Origin of the sequence: Cobetia sp. MMG027, assembly GCF_027947415.1 — a bacterium.
Lineage (GTDB): Bacteria > Pseudomonadota > Gammaproteobacteria > Pseudomonadales > Halomonadaceae > Cobetia > Cobetia marina.
In genome coordinates, this window is record NZ_JAQJIO010000004.1 from 231,530 (window position 1) to 251,342 (window position 19,813).

Below are 19,813 nucleotides of genomic sequence, written 5' to 3' on the forward strand. Positions count from 1 at the left end.
GTGACGCGAAAGGCAGCATCACCTCATCGTAGTTGTCCGCAGGGGTTGCCGCCACGCCTTGCAGCGTTGTTCCACCACCATATTGATATGCGTCATTCTGGGAGGTGCTCATGATCAACGAAGTCAAATCCGTGCTTGCTGCATTCATCGGCGTTCAGAAGGAAGCCAACCGCAAACGTGACTTCGAGCATGGTCATGCGCTGGACTTTCTGGTGGTAGGACTGGTGATGGCTGCTCTGTTGGTCGGGGGCATGGCATTGCTGGCCACGGTGATGGCGGCGTGACCTGTCGATAGGCGTCGATACCATGATAGAGACCGATACCTCGACAAGGTCTGCAACGAAAGAGGTGACCAGAAACGAAAAGGCCCCGTGAACTGGTGACATCCAGCTCACGGGGCCTTTCATTGGCTAGTCGTCAGGGTTACCAGCGACGAGAGAACAGCGGACTCGTCTGATCGATACCTGTCTGGTAACTCACGCTGAAGATGGACAGCGCGTACAAGGCATCTTCCACATACTGGTCCGAGCGCAGCTGGAAGGCGTCGATGCCACAGCGGCTCATGTAATGCAGCTGATCGACCAGCACATCGCCAATGGCACGAATTTCGCCTTGGAAACCATACCGCTCTCGCATCAGGCGGGCGAGGGTATAGCCACGCCCATCATTGAAGTTGGGGAAATCGACTGCCAGCAGCGGTGCAGTGGCAAGTGCTTCTCCCAGCTCCGGTGTCAGCTCGGTATCGCTGGCAAGCCAGGGGCCAAGCTGGTCAGACCCTTCACCTGCGTCCACCAGCGCCTGCCAGTGTGCCAGAGGCAGCAGGGCAGGTTGCTGGTAGCTCGGCAGGTTACCGTCTTCATCAAGGCGCACGACCTGCCAGGCGTCCTCGGGGACCAGCTGGTTCTGACGGATGACTCCGCCTTGACGCTGATCAGTCAATTCACGTGCTGACGTCATTTCCGCTGTCACCTCAGGCATAGACGCGCTCCTTGAACGGCTTCATGCCGATGCGGTGGTAAGTATCGACGAAGACCTCATCTTCCAGTCGCTGCTCGACATATACCTGCAACACCTTGTCGATGACGTTCGGCATGTCCTCGGCATTGAACGACGGGCCGAGAATCTTGCCGATGGTCGCGTTGTCATCACTGCGGCCGCCAAGCGAGACCTGGTAGAACTCCTGGCCTTTCTTGTCGACACCGAGAATGCCGATGTTGCCGACGTGGTGGTGGCCGCAGGCGTTCATGCAACCGGAGATGTTCAGATCCAGCGGGCCGAGGTCATACAGGAAATCGAGGTCTTCAAAGCGATCCTGCAGTGCCTGGGCGATCGGGATCGACTTGGCATTGGCCAGTGAGCAGAAATCTCCGCCAGGGCAGCAGATCATGTCGGCCAGGGTGCCAACGGTCGGATTGGCCATGCCCAGCGTGTCCAGCGCCTTCCAGAGATTCTCGAGCTGATCGACCGGCACATCTGACAGCACCAGGTTCTGCTCGTGCGTCACACGCAGTTCACCGAAACCGTACTCTTCCGCGAGGTCGGCCACGGCGTCCATCTGATCAGCGGTGACATCGCCCGGCGCGAGTTCACGGCGCTTGAGTGACAAGGTCACGGCCTTGTAACCCGGGACCTTGTGGCCGACGACATTGTTGGTCACGAAACGGGCAAAGGCCCGGTTCTCGCTGCGCAGTGTCTCGTAGGCCGCAATCGCGTCCTCGCCGACGGCACGACGCGCCGGTTCCGGGAAGTACTCGGTCGCCTTGGCAACCGCCGAGTCTGTCAGTGTCTCGGGGCCATCCTTCAGGTGTGCCCATTCTTCCTCGACACGGCGGCGGAACTCCTCGATGCCCAATGCCTTGACCAGGATCTTGATGCGCGCCTTGTACTTGTTGTCACGACGGCCCCACTGGTTGTAGACGCGGACGATGGCGTCAAGATAGGTCAGCAGGTGCTGCCAATCGAGATCTTCCCGCACGACATCGCCGACCATCGGGGTACGACCGAGGCCGCCACCTGCCAGCACGGTCGCCTTGACGCGACCATCCTCGCCACGTGTCAGGCGCAGGCCGATATCGTGGACCTGGATCGCGGCACGGTCCGCGCTGGCGCCGGTGACGGCAATCTTGAACTTGCGCGGCAGATAGGCGAACTCCGGGTGCAGGGTGGACCACTGACGAATCAGCTCACACCAGGGACGCGGATCCACCGTCTCGTCTTGCGCGATACCGGCGAACTGATCCGTGGTGGTATTGCGGATGCAGTTGCCGCTGGTCTGGATCGCATGCATCTCGACCTGGGCCAGCTCGGCGAGGATCGCCGGGACATCTTCAAGCTTCGGCCAGTTGAGCTGCAGATTCTGACGCGTGGTGAAGTGACCATAGGCACGGTCATAGCGACGGCTGATGGCAGCCAGTGAGCGCAGCTGTGCAGCGCTCAGCATGCCGTAGGGAATGGCGATACGCAGCATCGGTGCGTGACGCTGAATGTAGAGGCCGTTCTGCAGGCGCAGGGGACGAAATTCTTCCTCACCCAGGCGGCCGGCCAGATAGCGGTCCATCTGGTCCTTGAACTGAGCTACCCGCTCGTCGACCAGGGTCTGGTCGTAAGTGTCATACCGATACATGTCAGGGGTGTCCTGCGGTCGGGCATCAGGTGGGCGACCACTGATGCGAGTCTTGTTGATGCTGCGGTCACCTTACTCCCTATCTTTTATTCTTTAAAAGAATAAATAATCATACTTTTCGATGATAGGGTTATGAAGAAGATGCCATGAGTGTGCCTACGGCAAGAACGAAAGAAAAGGCCAGAGGCTGCAATATGCGCGTCTGGCCCTGAATGACATCATGTTGCTGCCGTCAATCCTCGTCACGGCCCGTGCCTATCTGGCGGTCGCGATTCTGATCGTCGGGTGTCGCCGCCCGAAGAAGACACATGCGGGTTTCACTTGACGAAGAGTACCGGGCATTGAAGGCCTGCAGGGGCATCGGACGCGCGAAGTGATACCCCTGGAAGGCGCGCACTCCCATGGCCCTGAAGATCTCTGCCTGACCCCGTGCCTCGATTCCCTCCACGACGACCTGCATGCCAAGCGAATGCCCCATGTCGACGATGATGCGTGCAAGCTCCCTGTCTCGCCGGCTTGTCTGTACGTTCATCACGAACGAGCGGTCGATCTTCAAGGTGCCGAAGGGCAGGTTGTGAAGATAGGAAAGGCATGAAAAGCCAGTACCGAAGTCATCCAATGACAGATTCACGCCCAGCTTGCGAATCGCCTCCAGCTGAAAGCGCAGGCTGTCCTCATTGTCGAGCATCAGATTTTCGGTCACTTCGATGATCAGCTGCCGAGGACGTATCGGATGGCGTTCGATCAATGATTCGAGCTTGTGCAGCAGGCCCTGATCCCTGAACTGCATGACAGAGGCATTGACGGACAGGTAACGAGTCTCGATACCTTGCTCTTGCCATTCACTCAAGATGACGGCCGCTTCTTCCAGTACCCAGTTTCCGATATCGATGATCTGCCCCGTCTTCTCCGCTGCCGCAATGAATTCATCGGGCGCAATCAAGCCAAGGTCTGGGTGATGGATACGCACCAGTGCCTCCGCCCCCAGCAATGTTGGAGCATCGAGATCAGGACTTTGCGCCTGGAAGATGGGCTGCAGGTAAAGGCAGAGCCAACCTCTGGTCAGGGCCTCGCGAATCAGACGCTCCTTGAGGAACAATGGCTCACCGTCCTCCAGAGCGCTGTCGCGTACACAGAGTCGGTACTGGTTGCCTCCCTTGTGCTTGATATCCATGACAGTGCGCTCGAGCAGGCGCATCAGACGACTGGGCGTCTCATCATCCTGGCGAACTTCAAGCCCTGCCTTGCTCAGGCTGAGATTGATGGGCTCCCCCGCCTTGAGAAGCGGCGTCGAGAAGGCCAGTTCAATCCGACGCGCCAGGGCGCGCAATTCGCTTGTGTCACAGGTCATGACGAATTCATCTCCGCCGGAGCGACCCATCCAGGCTGGAGTGCAACTCTTCAGACGTTCTCCCGCTTCCTTGAGCAGGATGTCGCCGTCGACAGGGCCGAGGTGGTGATTGATGCTGTGAAAACGATCGATGTTGACCAGCAGCAGTCCGAAGGGAGCCCCGCCATTGATGAGTGTCTGAAGGTGTGAGTTCAGGGCCAGACGATTCGGCAGCTGTGTCAGCGGGTCGATAAGCTCATGCTCCAGCAATCGCTTCTGGGTCCGCTTCAATTCGGTAACGTCCGACAGCAGCATCATGGTGCCGCGTTCGCTGTCATTGGTAGCCGACGGGATGACCACCTGTACCTGCCGGTCCTCTTCGTAGAGGCATTTGAGGGTCATCACCTGGTTCTCGCACGCGTCCCCCTTGCGAAGCGCCGAGCTGATGCGATCGATACAATGAGCATTCTGGCCGATGATCAAGGTATCGAAGGGCGATCCCACCAGTTGCTCTCGCTTCCACCCCGTTACCTCGAGCATCCTCTGGCTGACATCCAGCACCGTACCGTGAGCATCAATCACCAAGAGCAGTGCAGGGGTGTCGCGATAGAAATGCTGATAGCGCTCTTCGTTGTCACGCAGCGCCTCCATCATGATGAAGATGCGCTCCCCCAGGCTATTCAGCTGTGCAATGACCTTGTTGATCTCTCTTGAGCGCGTGAGCGGGATCCTGCGAAATGCCGTCTGCGGATTCTCCAGCTGACGCATGCTGGCGATCGCCCGGTTGAGAGGGACCATCACGTAGCGTTTCAATTGCCAGGAAACGATCAGCAGAACGCAGATGATGATCGAGAGTGCGATGACGAACAGCAGCGCTCCTCCCTGGTATTGCTTGGCAAGCAAGGGAGCATTGGTGCTTTCCATCTCCAGTCGCCCCACGACCTGCGTCACGAGAGAATTGCGATAGACCAGCTCCTGGGAATGTATCATCGGGTCCAGGGCGTCGCCCGCCTTGGTGATCTCCTCGACGAGAGAGCCCTCATGGTTGTAGTAGCGCACTGCATGCACGCTGGGGTGACTGCTCAGCGTTTCCAGATAGGCGTGAATGACATCGTCATCGAAGTTCCAGATCGCACTTGGCAGGGACAATACCGTGATATTCATCATCTCTTGATGATCTTCGTGCATGTGCTTGATGGTTTCACTTGAATACAGTGAATAACCCACGACACCGCTGACTGCACAGATCAACAGGATGAGCGGCGCCAGCACGCGCAATATCCGCCAGCGCAGGGGCGAGGCATCGTGGCCCTCATGCGCCTCTGTCGTGTCGTGAGGCCTGTCCTGTGTCTCGTCATTGCGCATGGCGGCGTGCTCCCTGATGGACGGCCGTCAGTGCACTCGGTGCTGCAACGCTGGACGATGAAGCGGCATGAGCGGGCATCGGAAGGAAGGGAGAGGCATCAGGGGGAAGTGTCGCGACCTCATTGATCAGATGATCCATCGGTTGCAGGGCAAGGACTTCCAGAGGAATCCTGTCCAGAAAGGCCTCCGGGTCCCCAGCCAGCGCGATCCCCATGGTGTAATAGCGAGTGCCGATATCACCTGCCTGGAGAGTTCCTTGTTGTACCGCGGCGAGCAGGACCAGTGACCAGGCGGTCGCCAGGGCGCCTCCGCCAGCACTGACCTCCATCTCTCCTGAGCGCAGGTGATCGATTCCGGCACGGGTCCATCCCATGCCAGCCACGACGACATCCTTGCCCGGGCGAAGCCCATTGTGCTTGAGGGCATCAATGGCCGCGATGCCCATCAGGTCATTGGCCGCCCATATCATGCGAAGGGGGCGGGCGTCTGTTTGATGTCTCAAGTAGCTTTCGACCTTTCGGTAGGCATCCTCATAACTCCAGTTGGCCTGAAATATCCGATCCAGGGACAGATGGGGGGCTCTGAGAAGCGCGTCCTGTACACCGCGCACCCGGAGTCGTGTCGCCTCGTCATGCAGCCCTCCGACAAGAGCGATGCCTCGACCATCCGACTTGCCATGCAAGACGTCATGGCGATTGATGAGTGCCACCATGCTGTCGTGCCCCCCTTGCTGATGATCAGGCGAAACACTGCCCAGCCAGTAGGGATATCGGCCAAGTGGCTTGCCCAACGCTCTGGCCTGGCGGGGGGTCAGGCTATTGACGATGATGATCATGGGCACGCGCACGGCATGGCTGATCTCGATCAATGGAACCGCCAGTCCATGGTTGTTGGTGGTGATCAATAGATCCGGAGGGCTCTCTCGGTTCAATACCTGCTTTCCCATTCGAATGAATTCGTCGGTGTTGCGTCTGGCACTGAAGACTTCCAGATGCATCCCCAGGGATTCAGCGGTCGTCGAGGCAGCGATGATCGCCTGGGCCCAGAACGTTTCCGTGGAATATCCGGGGTTCAGAAACACGACCTGCTTGATGGGACGCAAGCTCTCGGCCTGAGTCATCGTTGAGATGGACATCAATGCCAACAGGGCAAGGGCACGGCACATCCTCGAACATCGTGAAGCCAGTGAAGGTCGCGTCAATCTCATGATGACTCCATTATCGCGTGTGACAGGCTGTCAGGAAGCAAGTCGATCCCCGCGGCTGGCGAGCTGAAGGGGAGAGGGCTGCCTGGCGACGGGTGATCTGACGTGTTCCTCTCCCGGGGCCGCACCATGATCTGCTCGATCAGTCCTGTCGTTCGAGTGGCGCAGGCGAGTCTTTCATCTGCTCCAACACTGCCATCGGATCAAACGCGTAGTCGTCTTCCATTGTCTGCAATCTGAAGCGCGTGAAGTCCACCGTTTCCCAGTCCGGCTGGATCAGCAACGGGCCGTAGATATCGACATTTCCCTGATGGATGGGGCTCATCGGGAAGTGCACGGTTCTGGGGGCCCAGTGGGGGTCATCAGCGTGGTCTCTCAACATCACCATCGCCCAGGCTCCCGCCATGAAATGCCCGCCATCTGACATCACCATGCGCTTGTCCATCACCATGGCGATGCCCTCGGGCGACCAGTTGAGACCCGCGATCAGCGCATCCTTGCCCGGCTGCATGCCACTGGCTTCAACCGCTCGGACGGCACCTTCCGCCATGGCGTCGTTTGCCGCCCAGATGAGGGTATTGTGCAATCCCGAGCGTTCGGCCCATTGGAGATAGTGATGCGTGAGCCGCTCAGCATCCGGAAGGTTCCAGCGTGCCTCGAGAATGCGCGTCATCTTGACGGCATCATGCTCAGCAAAGCCATTCAGCATCCCGGCATTGCGAGCGATGGAGGCTGGCGTTCTGGTATCGCCGATCAAGGCGAGCCCGTGGCGCGTTTCACCGGGCGGATAGATACGCGCCGCGTCAATCAATTCGCTGGCCATCCTTCTCCCGGCACCATGGTTGTCGGGAATGACGCTGGCGATCCAGGAGGGGTGGACACTGCCCGGGACGCCGTGAGTTGTCTGCTCCTCCGGGGTCAAGCCGTTCAACAGCATCACGACATGTGATGAGCCGCCATCTGCCAGAGGCAGGAGGTCGGAAGCGGCCTGCTCCTCATTGACCAGCACGAGGTAGTCCGGGGGTGTTGCACGCGCCAGGGCCGCGCTTGCCAATCGTTTCATGAGGATGGGATTTCGCTCGGCATATACGACTTCCAGCGAGACATTCAGGTCTCGAGCTGCTGCCTGCATCATCGCCGTGACCATGTTCCAGAATCGTTCCCCAGGCAGCCCCGGATTGACGAAGACGACGGTCAGATTTCGCCCGGGCGCGAGGGACGCCGCCGTGGGGGGCATCTCGTCGGCCACCCTGGTCATGCTCGAGTGACTGCTGGCCGAGGCAACATCAAGGACTGGTGGGAGGGGGGCTGAGGAAGCGGCAATCGGGGGGCTGAACGCCATGACGCAAGCGACGGGAATCCATCGCCGCGCACTCTTGATCCAACCTCCTGATGTAGACGTGATCGACATGTCGGCACCCGATGACAAGGATTTACAGTATGACCAACATACTCCAGACCTCAGCATGTCATACGCCTCAACAACCGTGCACTATCACCCGATTTCAACGCTTCGGTCCTCCAGACCGATTCAGAGGCGATGCCAGATGAAAGGGAATCCACGTGGCGGTGATGCCCCCATGGCGATCTCGAGGTCGACAGGACAAGGCCACCACGGCCCTTTTATGAAGGAAGAGGGCGAGACTCAAAGCCGCAGCAACTGCCACTCTCTGCGTTGCCAGATGGCACTGAAGACAAGGGAGTTGAAGATTCGATACCCGAGCTGAGTACACCAGATGGCCAGCAAGCCACCCTCCAGATGCACCCCGAACCACCAGGCAAGCGGGAGGAAGAGCAGCCATTGGATGGCCAGGGTGGCGGTCATGACCGTGCGATTGGCACCAGCCCCGAGCAACGCCTGAGCCAGCACGATGGCCGCGCAGTCCATGATGATCATCACGGCGGTCAGCTGTAACGGGAGCTTGCCCAGCGCGATCAACTCCGGGCGATGCAGGAAGAGGCCCAGCACGCTTTCCGGTGCCGCCCAGAGCGGCAATCCCAGCAGCATGAGGCAAGGCAGGGCGATGCGCACCGTATCCCATCCCCAACGATGGGCATCTTCATGGTGATCGCGTCCCAATGCCTGGCCCACCAGACTCATGGCCGCCAGCCCCAGACCGACTCCGGGCAGAATGAGCAGCAGGGAGAGATTGACCAGCACATGACCCACCGCCACGCTGGCCGCGTCGATCCTGCCCAGAATCCAGAACAACACGGCATAGCCCGCCGCAAACCACAGCTGTTGGAAGGAATGGGGCACCGCCAGCTTGAGCAGCGTCAGGTAGTGTCCCAGTGGCGGCCAGGCATGCAGTACGCCATGTTGTCTGCGCTCTCCCAGGGTCGCCTGTACCCACAGGCCCAATGCCACGAAGAGTGACAGTGTCGTACCGGCACCTGCACCATCGGCGCCCATCCTGGGGGCGCCATAGAGTCCATGGATCAAGATGATGCTCAACACCACATTGATCAGCTGGGTGATCAACATGATGCGCAGATAGATACCGGTGCGCTGAAGTCCATTCCAGAATCCGCGGAAGCAGAATGCCATGGCGACGGGCACGATGCCGGCGACGCGCCATTGGAAGTAGGAGGTGGCCGTTGCGTGGACCTCAGGCTGGTCATTGATCAGACGAAGCAAGGTGTCTGCCCAGTGATGGCAGGCCAACATCACGGGAATGCCCACCGACAATGCCAATATCAGTCCGGCATTCAGCCCTTCGCCGCAACGTTCGGGGGCAGATTCTCCCAGCCGTCGAGAGGTCTGGGCCTGCACGGCGGATGACAGCCCGAAGATCAAGGCCGTGACCATGAACATGGCATAGCCCCCGACCCCGACTCCGGCCAGCGCCGTCTCACCAAGCTGTCCTACCAGGGCGGCATCGATCAGATTGAGAAGGCTCTGCGACAGCATGCCACCGATGATGGGCAGTGCCAGCTTCAGAATTCTCAGGCTGCGTTGGCGTTCAGGCAACATCACGCACGCCCCATCGCCGGTGAATACCGCCGCCGGCAATCACCAGAGTCACCTTCAGACGATGCCGCCGCGCAGGGCAGGACAGACGGGATGGATGCGCAGAACAGGGACACAGACGGCTCGCAGGTCAGAGGGCAGGGAAGGACAAAGGAGGCCATTATAGCGTGAGGTGTCACAGGCAGCATCCGATGCATGACGCTGACCGAGACTCTGCTGAGTCAACCAGCCCCACGCAAAAGGGCACCTGCGCTGGCAGGTGCCCTTTGCATGATCATGCGAGATACGCTTGCCGGCTGTCGGCAAATCTTCGTACGACCTGATCTAGCTGGCGTTGTCCGGATCGTAGCTCAGTACCGGTGACAACCAGCGCTCCATTTCGGCGAGTGGCATGCGCTTGCGCTCCGCCAATGACAGCACCTGGTCCCGGGTGATCTTGCCGGTGGAGAAGTACTTCGACTCAGGATGGGCGAAGTACCAGCCGGAAACGGCGGCGGCCGGCCACATGGCGAAGCTCTCGGTCAGCACCATGCCGGCATGCGTCTCCGGTTCGAGCATGCGGAACAGCGTGGCCTTCTCGGTGTGGTCCGGGCAGGCCGGGTAGCCTGGCGCCGGGCGTATGCCCCGATACTGCTCGGCGATCAGTGCCTCGTTGTCGAGCACTTCTTCGGCGTCATATCCCCAGAACTCCTTGCGGACACGTTCGTGCAGGCGCTCGGCAAAGGCTTCGGCGAGACGATCCGCCAACGCCTTGACCATGATGGCGTTGTAGTCATCGCCAGCCTCCTCGTACTGTCTGGCCAATTCATCCGCCCCATGCCCGGTGGTGACGGCGAAGCCACCGATCCAGTCCGGCTTGCCACTGTCTCGGGGAGCGATGAAATCGGCGAGGCTGTGACAGACGCCGTCGCGGTTCTTGGTCATCTGCTGACGGATGTGGTGGAGGTGCTCGATGACGTGAGTACGCGACTCATCGGCATAGACCTCCAGGGTATCGTCGTCGACACAGTTGGCTGGCCAGAAACCGATGACCCCACGTGCGGTCAGCACCTTCTCATCGATCAACTTGCGCAGCATTTCTCTGGCATCGGCGAACAGGGCACGCGCGGCGTCTCCGACCACCTCATCCTGCAGGATCTTCGGATACTTGCCTGACAGCTGCCAGCTCATGAAGAAGGGCGTCCAGTCGATACGCTCGACCAGTTCGTTGAGATCATACCCATCGAAGACCTTGAGGCCCGTGAAACTTGGCGCCGGCGGCGTGTAATTCTCCCAGTCAGGCTGGAAGCGGCGCTTGCGCGCCTGGGCATAGTCAAGGTCCGCAGCCTTCGGGCGTCGTTTGGCATTGCGCTCACGCACCACGGCATACTCGCTGCGCACCTGATCGACGAAGTCGGGCTTGAGCTCGGGTGACAGCAGACGAGACGCCACGCCCACGGCGCGCGACGCATCGGTGACATAGATGACCGGATGCTCATACTGTGGCTCGATCTTGACCGCCGTGTGCGCCTTGGAGGTGGTGGCGCCCCCGATCAGCAACGGCAACTGCATGCCCCGACGCTGCATTTCCCTGGCGACGCTGACCATCTCGTCCAGTGATGGCGTGATCAGGCCCGAAAGCCCGATGATATCGGCCTTCTCGTCGATGGCGGTCTGCAGGATCTTTTCGGCGGGTACCATCACGCCCAGATCGATCACCTCATAGTTGTTGCACTGAAGCACCACGCCGACGATGTTCTTGCCGATATCGTGGACATCGCCCTTGACGGTGGCCATGACGATCTTGCCCTTGGCCTGGGTGTCTCCGGATTTTTCTGCCTCGATGAAGGGTATCAGGTGGGCAACCGCCTGTTTCATGACCCGTGCCGACTTCACCACTTGGGGCAGGAACATCTTGCCGGCACCGAACAGGTCACCGACGACATTCATGCCATCCATCAAGGGGCCTTCAATGACCTCGATGGGGCGCGCCGCCTGGACCCGCGCCTCTTCGGTATCTTCCTCGATATGCGTGGTGATGCCCTTGACCAGCGCGTGCTCGATACGCTTGTTGATTGGCCAGCTGCGCCACTCGAGATCTTCCTTCTTCTCGCCAGTACTGCCATCACCCTTGTACTTGTCGGCAATGTCGAGCAGACGCTCGGTACTGTCATCACGACGATTCAGCACCACATCCTCGACGGCCTCACGCAACTCATCGGGTAGATCATCGTAGAGCGCCAGCTGGCCGGCATTGACGATGCCCATGCTCAAACCCGCCTGGATGGCGTGATAGAGGAACACCGAGTGGATCGCTTCACGCACCGGGTTGTTGCCGCGAAACGAGAAGGACACGTTGGAGACGCCGCCGGAGATCATCGCATGCGGCAGGTTGGCATGAATCCAGCGCGTGGCCTCGATGAAATCGACGCCGTAGTTGTTGTGCTCCTCGATGCCGGTGGCGATGGCGAAGATGTTGGGGTCAAAGATGATGTCCTCGGCCGGGAAGCCGATATCTTCGACCAGCAATCGGTAGGCGCGCTCGCAGATCTCGATCTTGCGCTCATAGGTGTCGGCCTGTCCGACATCATCGAATGCCATGACCACCACGGCCGCGCCATGGCGTCGACAGATCTGCGCCTGGTGACGGAAGCTTTCCTCGCCTTCCTTGAGCGAGATGGAATTGACCACCGCCTTGCCCTGGATGCACTTGAGCCCCGCCTCGATGATGTCCCACTTGGAGGAGTCGACCATGATCGGCACCCGCGAGATATCCGGCTCCGAGGCGATCAGGTTCAGGAAGCGCACCATGGCCTCCTGTGACTCCAGCATGCCTTCATCCATGTTGACGTCGATGACCTGCGCGCCGCTCTCGACCTGCTCGAGGGCGACTTCCAGCGCGGTGGTGTAATCCTCTTCCTTGATCAGGCGACGGAAGCGCGCGGAGCCGGTGACGTTGGTACGCTCACCGACATTGACGAACAACGAGTCCGGCTGGATGTTGAAGGGCTCAAGCCCCGACAGGCGGCAAGCTCTGGCGATCTCGGGCACCTTGCGGGGCGCGCATTGATCCACCACACCCTTGATCGCGCGGATATGTTCCGGCGTGGAGCCACAGCAGCCACCGATGATGTTGAGCAGACCCTCCGAGGCGAAGGTTCGGATGATCTCGGCCATCTCGTCCGGGGTCTGGTCGTACTCGCCGAATTCATTGGGCAGGCCGGCGTTGGGGTGCGCGGAGACAAAGGTATCGGCCTTCTCGGACAGCTCACGCAGATAGGGGCGCAGCTCCTCGGCGCCAAGAGCACAGTTGAGGCCGATGCTCAGCGGGCGAGCGTGGCGTACCGAGTTCCAGAAGGCTTCGGTGGTCTGGCCGGACAGCGTGCGTCCCGAGGCATCGGTGATGGTACCGGAGATCATCACCGGCAGGCGCGGGTGACCCTCGTCGAACAGCTCCTCCAGGGCGTAGATCGCCGCCTTGGCATTGAGCGTGTCGAAGATGGTCTCGATCAGGATCAGGTCCGCGCCGCCCTCGAAGAGCGCCAGCGCAGCTTCGCGATAATTGTCGCGCAGGATATCGAAGGTGACGTTGCGCTTGGCGGGGTCGTTCACGTCGGGGGAGATGGAGCAGGTGCGGCTGGTCGGGCCGAGCACCCCGGCGACGAAGCGCGGGATGCCGGTCTCGGCGGCCACGTCATCGGCTGCCTTGCGCGCCAGTCGCGCCGATTCGAGATTGATCTCGTACACCAACGCCTGCATGCCGTAATCGGACTGCGACAACTGGGTCGCATTGAAGGTGTTGGTCTCGACGATATCGGCGCCGGCCTCGAAATAGGCGCGGTGGATCGCTTCGACGATATCCGGGCGTGTCAGGGCCAGCAGGTCGTTGTTGCCCTTGATGTCACTGGGCCAGTCGGCGAAGCGATCACCACGGAAGTCTTCCTCTTCCAGTCCATAGCTCTGCAACATGGTGCCCATGCCACCATCGAGGATCAGGATACGCTCCTGCAGCGCCTGTCTCAGCGCGTCAGAAAGGGGCAGGGAATAGGGAACAGGGGGGTGGGCTTGCGCCATGACGGACTCCAGCGTACGTGACTTGTCGCGTTGTTTCCCGGACGTGTGACTCTGTTTGCCAAGCAAGGAATTTGCCAGGCAAGCCACACGCCACAGGCGCGAACTCATTGCTATTGGGAGGCTCTGGTGAAGGATCCGCTCGCGGCATCCTCGCCTTGCCAGATGTGACTATCGTATCAGACTGCAGAATCGTCACGATGAGCATGATTCATGCGCAACATGAGTGCTTTAGGAAAGCCCGCCCGGGAGTGGCCGCGCCCATGGCGCCAAACCCGAGTGATTTGCTCAGGATTGCGAGTGCAGCAGGATTTCCTTAACATGGAGCCATTAGTCACCTGACATCAAGAGAGTCTCTGCGCCATGAGTGAGAGCATCCAGATTACCGATAGCGCCCAGGAGTATCTTGCCGAGCTGCTCGAGAAGCAGAACGTGGAAGGCATCGGCGTGCGCATCTTCATCACCCAGCCGGGCACTCCGTATGCCGAGACGTGTCTTGCCTACTGCCGCCCGGGAGAAGAAGAGCCGACCGACGAGATTCTGGATCTTCCGAAGCTGAAGGTCTATCTCGACACCCACAGCGTTCCGTTCCTGGAAGAGGCGACGGTCGACTTCAATGCGGATCGCATGGGCGGCCAGCTCACCATCAAGGCACCGAATGCCAAGATGCCCAAGGTCAATGCGGACAGCCCGCTGGAAGATCGCATCAATTACATCCTCTACAGCGAGATCAATCCGGGCCTGGCGGCACACGGTGGTGAGATCAAGCTGATGCAGCTGACCGACGACCAGGTTGCCGTGCTGCAGTTCGGCGGCGGGTGCCAGGGGTGCTCGGCTGTTGACCTGACGCTCAAGGATGGCGTGGAGAAGACGCTTCTGGAACGCATCCCCGAGCTCGCCGGCATTCGTGACGTGACCGATCACACCGATACGACCAATGCCTATTACAACTGATTCATTGACGTGATGCCTCAAGGCGCCTGTCGATGGCCTGAGACGTCCCGTCCAAGCTTGATCAGATAAAGATCCTCCATCGCGTTGCGGTGGGGGATCTTTTCATTGGGAGGCTGGTGCCGGGAATGACCCCGGGTAATACATCCGAGTATTAGGATTTCTGGTATTGTGAAGATGAATGCTGCAGATGGCGCCTACGTTGACGCCTCATGACGGCTTGCCCGATGACCGTATCCACCAGTGAAGAGACCGCCATACATGACCCTGGCCAACATGCGCTTTCGTACCATCAACATCATCATCTGCGGACTCTCCGCACTGGCAGGGCTGGTGTTGCTGGTCGTGTTGGCTTTCATCACCCGCAACGTGTCAGAACTGGAAACGGACTGGCACGAATATCAGCAGGCACGTGCCGACAAGCCACGCCTGGAGAGCCAGCTTACCAAGTCGATGGGCTTCGGCGGGATGATCCACGACTTCAAGAACCTGGTGTTGCGACATGATGAGGCGTTGATTCCCGAGATCCAGAATGAAATCGGCGCAGCCCGCAGCGCCTTGTTCCGCTACCAGAGTCTGGGGATCAGTCAACAGGAAGAAGCGGCCCTCCATGGGCTGAACGAGACGCTGGACCGTTACGACGCCATGGTACTGAAGGTTCGTCAGCTGATGGCCACTGATGAGTCGGTTCGTGAGATCGACCGACAGGTCGTCGTGGATGACTATCTTGCCGTGTCCGGGCTGGACACCCTGCGCAGCGTCGCCATACGTGAATCCCGTGACAGTGCCAATCCGCTGGAAGATGGTATGGGCAAGGCACGCCTGGTCGCCAACCTGCGTCGGGACATGGGGTACGGCGAGATGATCCACCACTTCAAGAACTATGTTCTGCGCGGGGACGCCATCTATGGACAGCAAGCCGCCCAGGACATCCAGTCGCTGCGTGAGACGCTTGCGGCCTACCGCGAGATGGGCATGAACGTGGCAGAGCAGCGTGCGATCCGAGATATCGCCAGTGTCATTCAGGCCTACAGCGAGCGCCTGCTGACGATCAGTCATCTACATGATGAGCAGCCCGGCATGTCAGCCAGTGAGCTTGACGCCCGCGTCAAGGTCGATGACGCGCCAGCGATCGAGGGCCTTGCGGTCCTGGATCATCAAAGCGATCAACGCGTCGCCGCCACTTCGGCGGCGGTCGGCAAGACGCTCAAGCTGCTGGCGACGCTGGCCCCTATCGTCAATGGCCTGGCGCTGATCATGATCGCCGTGCTGATCGGGCTTTCCATGTGGCTGTTCGCTCGCTATGTGCTCAAGCCGATTCGCCGCCTCACGCAGACGATGAACACTCTGGCCAATGATGATGTCAGCGTGGTGATCGACAGTACTCAGCACACCAATGAAGTCGGCCAGATGGCGCGGGCGCTCCAGAAGTTCAAGTACAACATCATCGAGAGCAACAACTACAAGAAACGCATCACTCAGCTGGCAATGCATGATTCCCTGACAGGCCTGCCCAATCGTCAGCATTTCTATGAGAGAAGCGAGCAGTGGCTGGCTGATGTCAATGAAGAGGGCGGTCAGATGGCCTGTCTGATGCTGGACATCGACAAGTTCAAGCCCATCAATGACACCTATGGTCACGCGGCTGGTGACGTCGCCCTCAAGGTGATCGCGGAAAGGCTCAACCAGGTGGTGCGCAAGGACGACTTCGTCGCACGTCTGGGCGGCGATGAATTCGTGGTACTGGTCCACAATACCGACATCCAGGCAAATCTGGGGCGCCATGGTGAACTTGCCCAGCTGGCACAGCGCATCATCGATTCATTGGGCAAGCCTTTCCTCTATGAAGACCACAAGCTGGAAGTGGGGTGCAGCATCGGTATCGCGATCGCGCCGCAACACGGCAATCAACGTGAAGCGCTGACTCACAATGCCGATATGGCGCTATATGCTGCCAAGAATGAAGGCCGCAACTGCGCCATCCAGTTCAGTCGCCACGATGAACTCGGGCAGATCGTGGCGACCTCCTCCAGGCGAGCCGCTTCCTCGACGGTCGTGAAACGCTGACCTGTCGCTCGGGCACGTGCGATGGGGATCTGCTGACATCGTCAGAGACCGCATGTGACGTCTTCACGATGCCTGCCGCGACGGCATCTCTTCATACCCTTTCTTCTCCATATGGCGCCTGCGGGCGCCATATGTCGTTCTGCTGTCAGTGACGCTCACTGCACTCAGGCACTGCTGGCGATAGGGGATGGAGGATAGGGGGCATGGCATGACTGGCGTCTGCGCGGTAGGCGGAGGCGTGGCGATTGCCCGTGGAGCGGCTCATGCGATGGGGTGATAAACGATAATTTCCTGTTATGCATGAGCGCTTCGCAAATAAACTATGGTTTGCAAGACTCATAACGGTTTGTTATGGTTTATAGCGAATTCGCCAACTGCGAAATAATCTATGAAAACCATGACAATGACTTCCACGATTCAGGGCCTTGCCCACCACACCCATGATGCCGTGATCAACCGCGCCACGACGCCGCTGTTCATCCGTCAGCCGACCACTGATGACGGCTGGGGCATCTATGAGCTGGTCAAGGCATGCCCGCCGCTGGACCTCAATTCAGGGTATTCGTACGTTCTGCTGGCAACCCAGTTCCGTGACAGCTGCGCCGTGGCAACGGATGAAGAGGGTGAGGTGGTCGGCTTCGTCTCGGGCTACACCCGCAATGATGCCCCGCAGACCTTCTTCCTGTGGCAGATCGCCGTCGGTGAGAAAGCCCGCGGGACTGGCCTGGCACGTCGTCTGATCGAAGCCGTGATGAAGCGCCCGGAGATGGCCCATGTGCGCCACCTCGAAACCACCATCACACCTGACAACGAAGCGTCCTGGGCACTCTTCACGCGTCTGTCCGAGCGCTGGCAGGTCCCCCTGCATTCGCGTGAGTATTTCTCCTCGGATCAGTTGGGCGGCGTGCACCTCGCGGAGAACCTGGTACGTATCGGTCCGTTCCTGCCGAGCGATATCTGAGCCAGCTATGGTGTCTCAAGACGCCATGGAGAAGTCTCGGGTGAGGCGGCGTCACGATTCTCGTGTCGGACCTCGAGGAGAATCACGTCTCACCCGCTGGATGTTCATGACAGGAAAGTCGTGACATCACTTGTCGACCCCCAAGTCATCGTGTGCAAGCGGGTCAGTGTCATTCGTTGAATCGTCTTTACATTCTGGCATGGCCGCCAGCGCTTTCACCGCGCCGAGCATGGCCATCCATCACCAGGGAGGTGACAGCATGAATACGCAGATACTCGAACAGATGGAATCCGAGGTACGCACTTATTCTCGTTCTTTCCCGACCGTCTTCACCAAGGCGCAGAATGCCCACCTGTTCACCGAGGATGGCAAGCGCTACATCGATTTCCTGGCCGGCGCGGGCGTGCTCAACTACGGGCACAACCACCCGGTGCTCAAGAAGGCATTGATCGATTACATCAGCAGTGATGGCATCATCCACGGTCTCGACATGTGGACTTCCGCCAAGCGCGACTTCCTGGAAGCACTGGAAGAAGTGATCCTCAAGCCGCGTGGTCTGGACTACAAGGTCCACTTCCCGGGGCCGACCGGTACCAATGCCGTCGAAGCCGCCATCCGTCTGGCGCGCAAGGTCTCGGGCCGTCACAACATCGTGTCGTTCACCAATGGTTTCCATGGCGTCACCATGGGTGCTCTGGCCACGACAGGCAACGCCAAGTTCCGTGATGCAGCGGGTCTGCCAGCCCAAGGCGCACAGTTCGTGCCCTATGATGGTTACATGGGCGAGGGTATCGACACTGTCGCGTATCTCGACAAGCTGCTGAAGGACTCCTCCAGTGGTCTTGACCGCCCGGCAGCCGTACTGGTCGAGACCGTACAAGGCGAGGGTGGCATCAACCCGGCCTCCATCGAATGGCTGCAGCGTCTGGATGCCCTGTGCAAGGAGCACAAGATCCTGCTGATCATCGACGATATCCAGGCGGGTTGTGGTCGTACCGGCAAGTTCTTCAGTTTCGAGCATGCCGACATCGTTCCGGACATCGTCTGCAACTCCAAGTCACTGTCGGCCTCTGGCGTGCCGTTCGCGATGGTGATGATGCGTCCGGAGCTGGATGAGTGGAAGCCGAGTCAATATAACGGCACATTCCGTGGCCATGCACTGGCCTTCGTGACCGGTGCCGCTGCACTGCGTCACTTCTGGAGCGACAACAAGTTCGAGCGCGACATCCAGCGCAAGGGCCGTATCGTCGAGGAGCGCTTCCAGAAGATTGCCGCCAAGGCGCGTGAAAACGGCTTCGCGGCACACGAGAAAGGTCGTGGCTTGATGCGCGGTATCGATGTGGCGTCAGGTGAACTGGCAGATGCCATCACCTCACGTTGTTTCGAGCAGGGCCTGATCATCGAGACCAGCGGTCACTCCGGGCAGGTCGTCAAATGCCTGTGTCCGCTGACCATCCGTGATGAAGACCTGCTGGAAGCCCTCGACATCATCGAGGAAAATGCGGCAGCCGTCCTGCGCTGAGTCTCTGCGGTATCGGGCGCTAGTCACGTGATCGGCGTCCGTTCTTCCCTGGCCCGCCATGGCGCGGGTCATCTCATGCGATTCCTGGCCCTTGTCACCTGTCACCGAAGAAGGCGCTCATCGTTCTGCGTCGTGGCTGTTTCGTGTTCAAGCGCCATTGCCTTCATGTCACTACGGGAATCGCCATCTGTCAGCTGTCGAGTCATGACAGCGCCCAAATGAGGAGAAGTTGATGATCGTTCGCAATCTCGAGGAAGCCCGCAAGACGGATCGTCTGGTCAAGGCCGAGAACGGCAACTGGGACAGCACTCGTCTGCTGCTCGACGAAGATGGTGGCAAGTGCTCCTTCCATATCACCCGTATCTTCGAAGGTACCGAGACCCATATCCACTACAAGCACCACTATGAAGTCGTGTATTGCATGGAAGGTGAGGGCGAGGTGGAGACACTGGCGGATGGCAAGGTCTGGCCGATCAAGCCGGGTGACGTCTATATCCTCAATGAACATGACGACCACCTGCTGCGTGCTACCAAGACCATGCATCTGGCATGTGTCTTCACGCCGGGTCTGACCGGCAAGGAAGTCCACCGTGAAGATGGCTCCTACGCACCTGCCGAAGCCTGAATCCGCGTCACGAACCGCGAGATCCATGGCCTGACCACACGAAGCCCCCGCAGCCAAGCTGCGGGGGCTTCGTGGTATGTGGGAGCAGGGCAGAAGGGCGCGCGGCTCCATATTGCATCACGAATATTCGAAAGTTTACCGTTT

Annotated in this window: 13 protein-coding genes; 6 read left to right on the forward strand and 7 right to left on the reverse strand. The window is 59.5% G+C overall.

Going from position 1 to position 19,813, the window contains the following annotated elements:
* Positions 1–110 precede the first annotated feature (110 nt).
* Positions 111–284: a DUF2970 domain-containing protein gene (locus PJK54_RS06865; RefSeq protein ID WP_077376348.1), complete on the forward strand. Its 174-nt coding sequence runs from the start codon at positions 111–113 to the stop codon at positions 282–284.
* Between the two features lie 139 nt (positions 285–423).
* Here the strand turns inward: PJK54_RS06865 and PJK54_RS06870 are convergent, their stop codons facing one another.
* From PJK54_RS06870 to metH, 7 genes are all read right to left on the reverse strand, one after another.
* Entirely contained in the window at positions 424–978 is a 555-nt protein-coding gene (locus tag PJK54_RS06870; protein ID WP_084208669.1) for a DUF934 domain-containing protein, read from the reverse strand.
* Positions 971–2,623, reverse strand: coding sequence for a nitrite/sulfite reductase (locus tag PJK54_RS06875; protein WP_271302555.1), 1,653 nt, complete (start codon positions 2,621–2,623; stop codon positions 971–973). Before PJK54_RS06875 ends, PJK54_RS06870 begins: the two co-directional genes overlap by 8 nt.
* Positions 2,624–2,855: 232 nt before the next feature.
* On the reverse strand, positions 2,856–5,318 hold the full coding sequence (locus PJK54_RS06880) for a putative bifunctional diguanylate cyclase/phosphodiesterase (RefSeq protein WP_271302556.1): 2,463 nt from the start codon (positions 5,316–5,318) through the stop codon (positions 2,856–2,858).
* Positions 5,308–6,453 carry an ABC transporter substrate-binding protein gene (locus tag PJK54_RS06885; RefSeq protein WP_271302557.1) on the reverse strand — a complete coding sequence of 382 codons (1,146 nt, stop codon included), beginning with the start codon at positions 6,451–6,453 and terminating at the stop codon, positions 5,308–5,310. Before PJK54_RS06885 ends, PJK54_RS06880 begins: the two co-directional genes overlap by 11 nt.
* A 211-nt stretch (positions 6,454–6,664) precedes the next feature.
* Complete coding sequence (locus PJK54_RS06890) at positions 6,665–7,780, reverse strand: ABC transporter substrate-binding protein (RefSeq protein ID WP_271302558.1); 1,116 nt, start codon at positions 7,778–7,780, stop codon at positions 6,665–6,667.
* A gap of 387 nt (positions 7,781–8,167) precedes the next feature.
* Positions 8,168–9,496, reverse strand: coding sequence for an MATE family efflux transporter (locus PJK54_RS06895; protein WP_271302559.1), 1,329 nt, complete (start codon positions 9,494–9,496; stop codon positions 8,168–8,170).
* Between the two features lie 321 nt (positions 9,497–9,817).
* Positions 9,818–13,546 carry a methionine synthase gene (metH, locus tag PJK54_RS06900; RefSeq protein ID WP_271302560.1) on the reverse strand — a complete coding sequence of 1,243 codons (3,729 nt, stop codon included), beginning with the start codon at positions 13,544–13,546 and terminating at the stop codon, positions 9,818–9,820.
* Positions 13,547–13,906: 360 nt separating this feature from the next.
* Between metH and nfuA the strand changes: the two genes are divergently transcribed.
* From nfuA to PJK54_RS06925, 5 genes are all read left to right on the forward strand, one after another.
* On the forward strand, positions 13,907–14,497 hold the full coding sequence (nfuA, locus tag PJK54_RS06905; RefSeq protein WP_077376371.1) for a Fe-S biogenesis protein NfuA: 591 nt from the start codon (positions 13,907–13,909) through the stop codon (positions 14,495–14,497).
* A 258-nt stretch (positions 14,498–14,755) separates the two neighbouring features.
* Positions 14,756–16,561, forward strand: coding sequence for a diguanylate cyclase domain-containing protein (locus PJK54_RS06910; RefSeq protein WP_271302561.1), 1,806 nt, complete (start codon positions 14,756–14,758; stop codon positions 16,559–16,561).
* Between the two features lie 403 nt (positions 16,562–16,964).
* Positions 16,965–17,522, forward strand: a complete 558-nt coding sequence (gene ectA, locus PJK54_RS06915) for a diaminobutyrate acetyltransferase (RefSeq protein WP_077376377.1) — start codon at positions 16,965–16,967, stop codon at positions 17,520–17,522.
* Between the two features lie 259 nt (positions 17,523–17,781).
* The gene (ectB, locus tag PJK54_RS06920) at positions 17,782–19,044 is read left to right on the forward strand and encodes a diaminobutyrate--2-oxoglutarate transaminase (protein ID WP_271302562.1); all 1,263 of its coding nucleotides are present in this window, start codon (positions 17,782–17,784) and stop codon (positions 19,042–19,044) included.
* 232 nt (positions 19,045–19,276) lie between these two features.
* Positions 19,277–19,669: an ectoine synthase gene (locus PJK54_RS06925; protein WP_065392486.1), complete on the forward strand. Its 393-nt coding sequence runs from the start codon at positions 19,277–19,279 to the stop codon at positions 19,667–19,669.
* Positions 19,670–19,813: the final 144 nt, after the last annotated feature.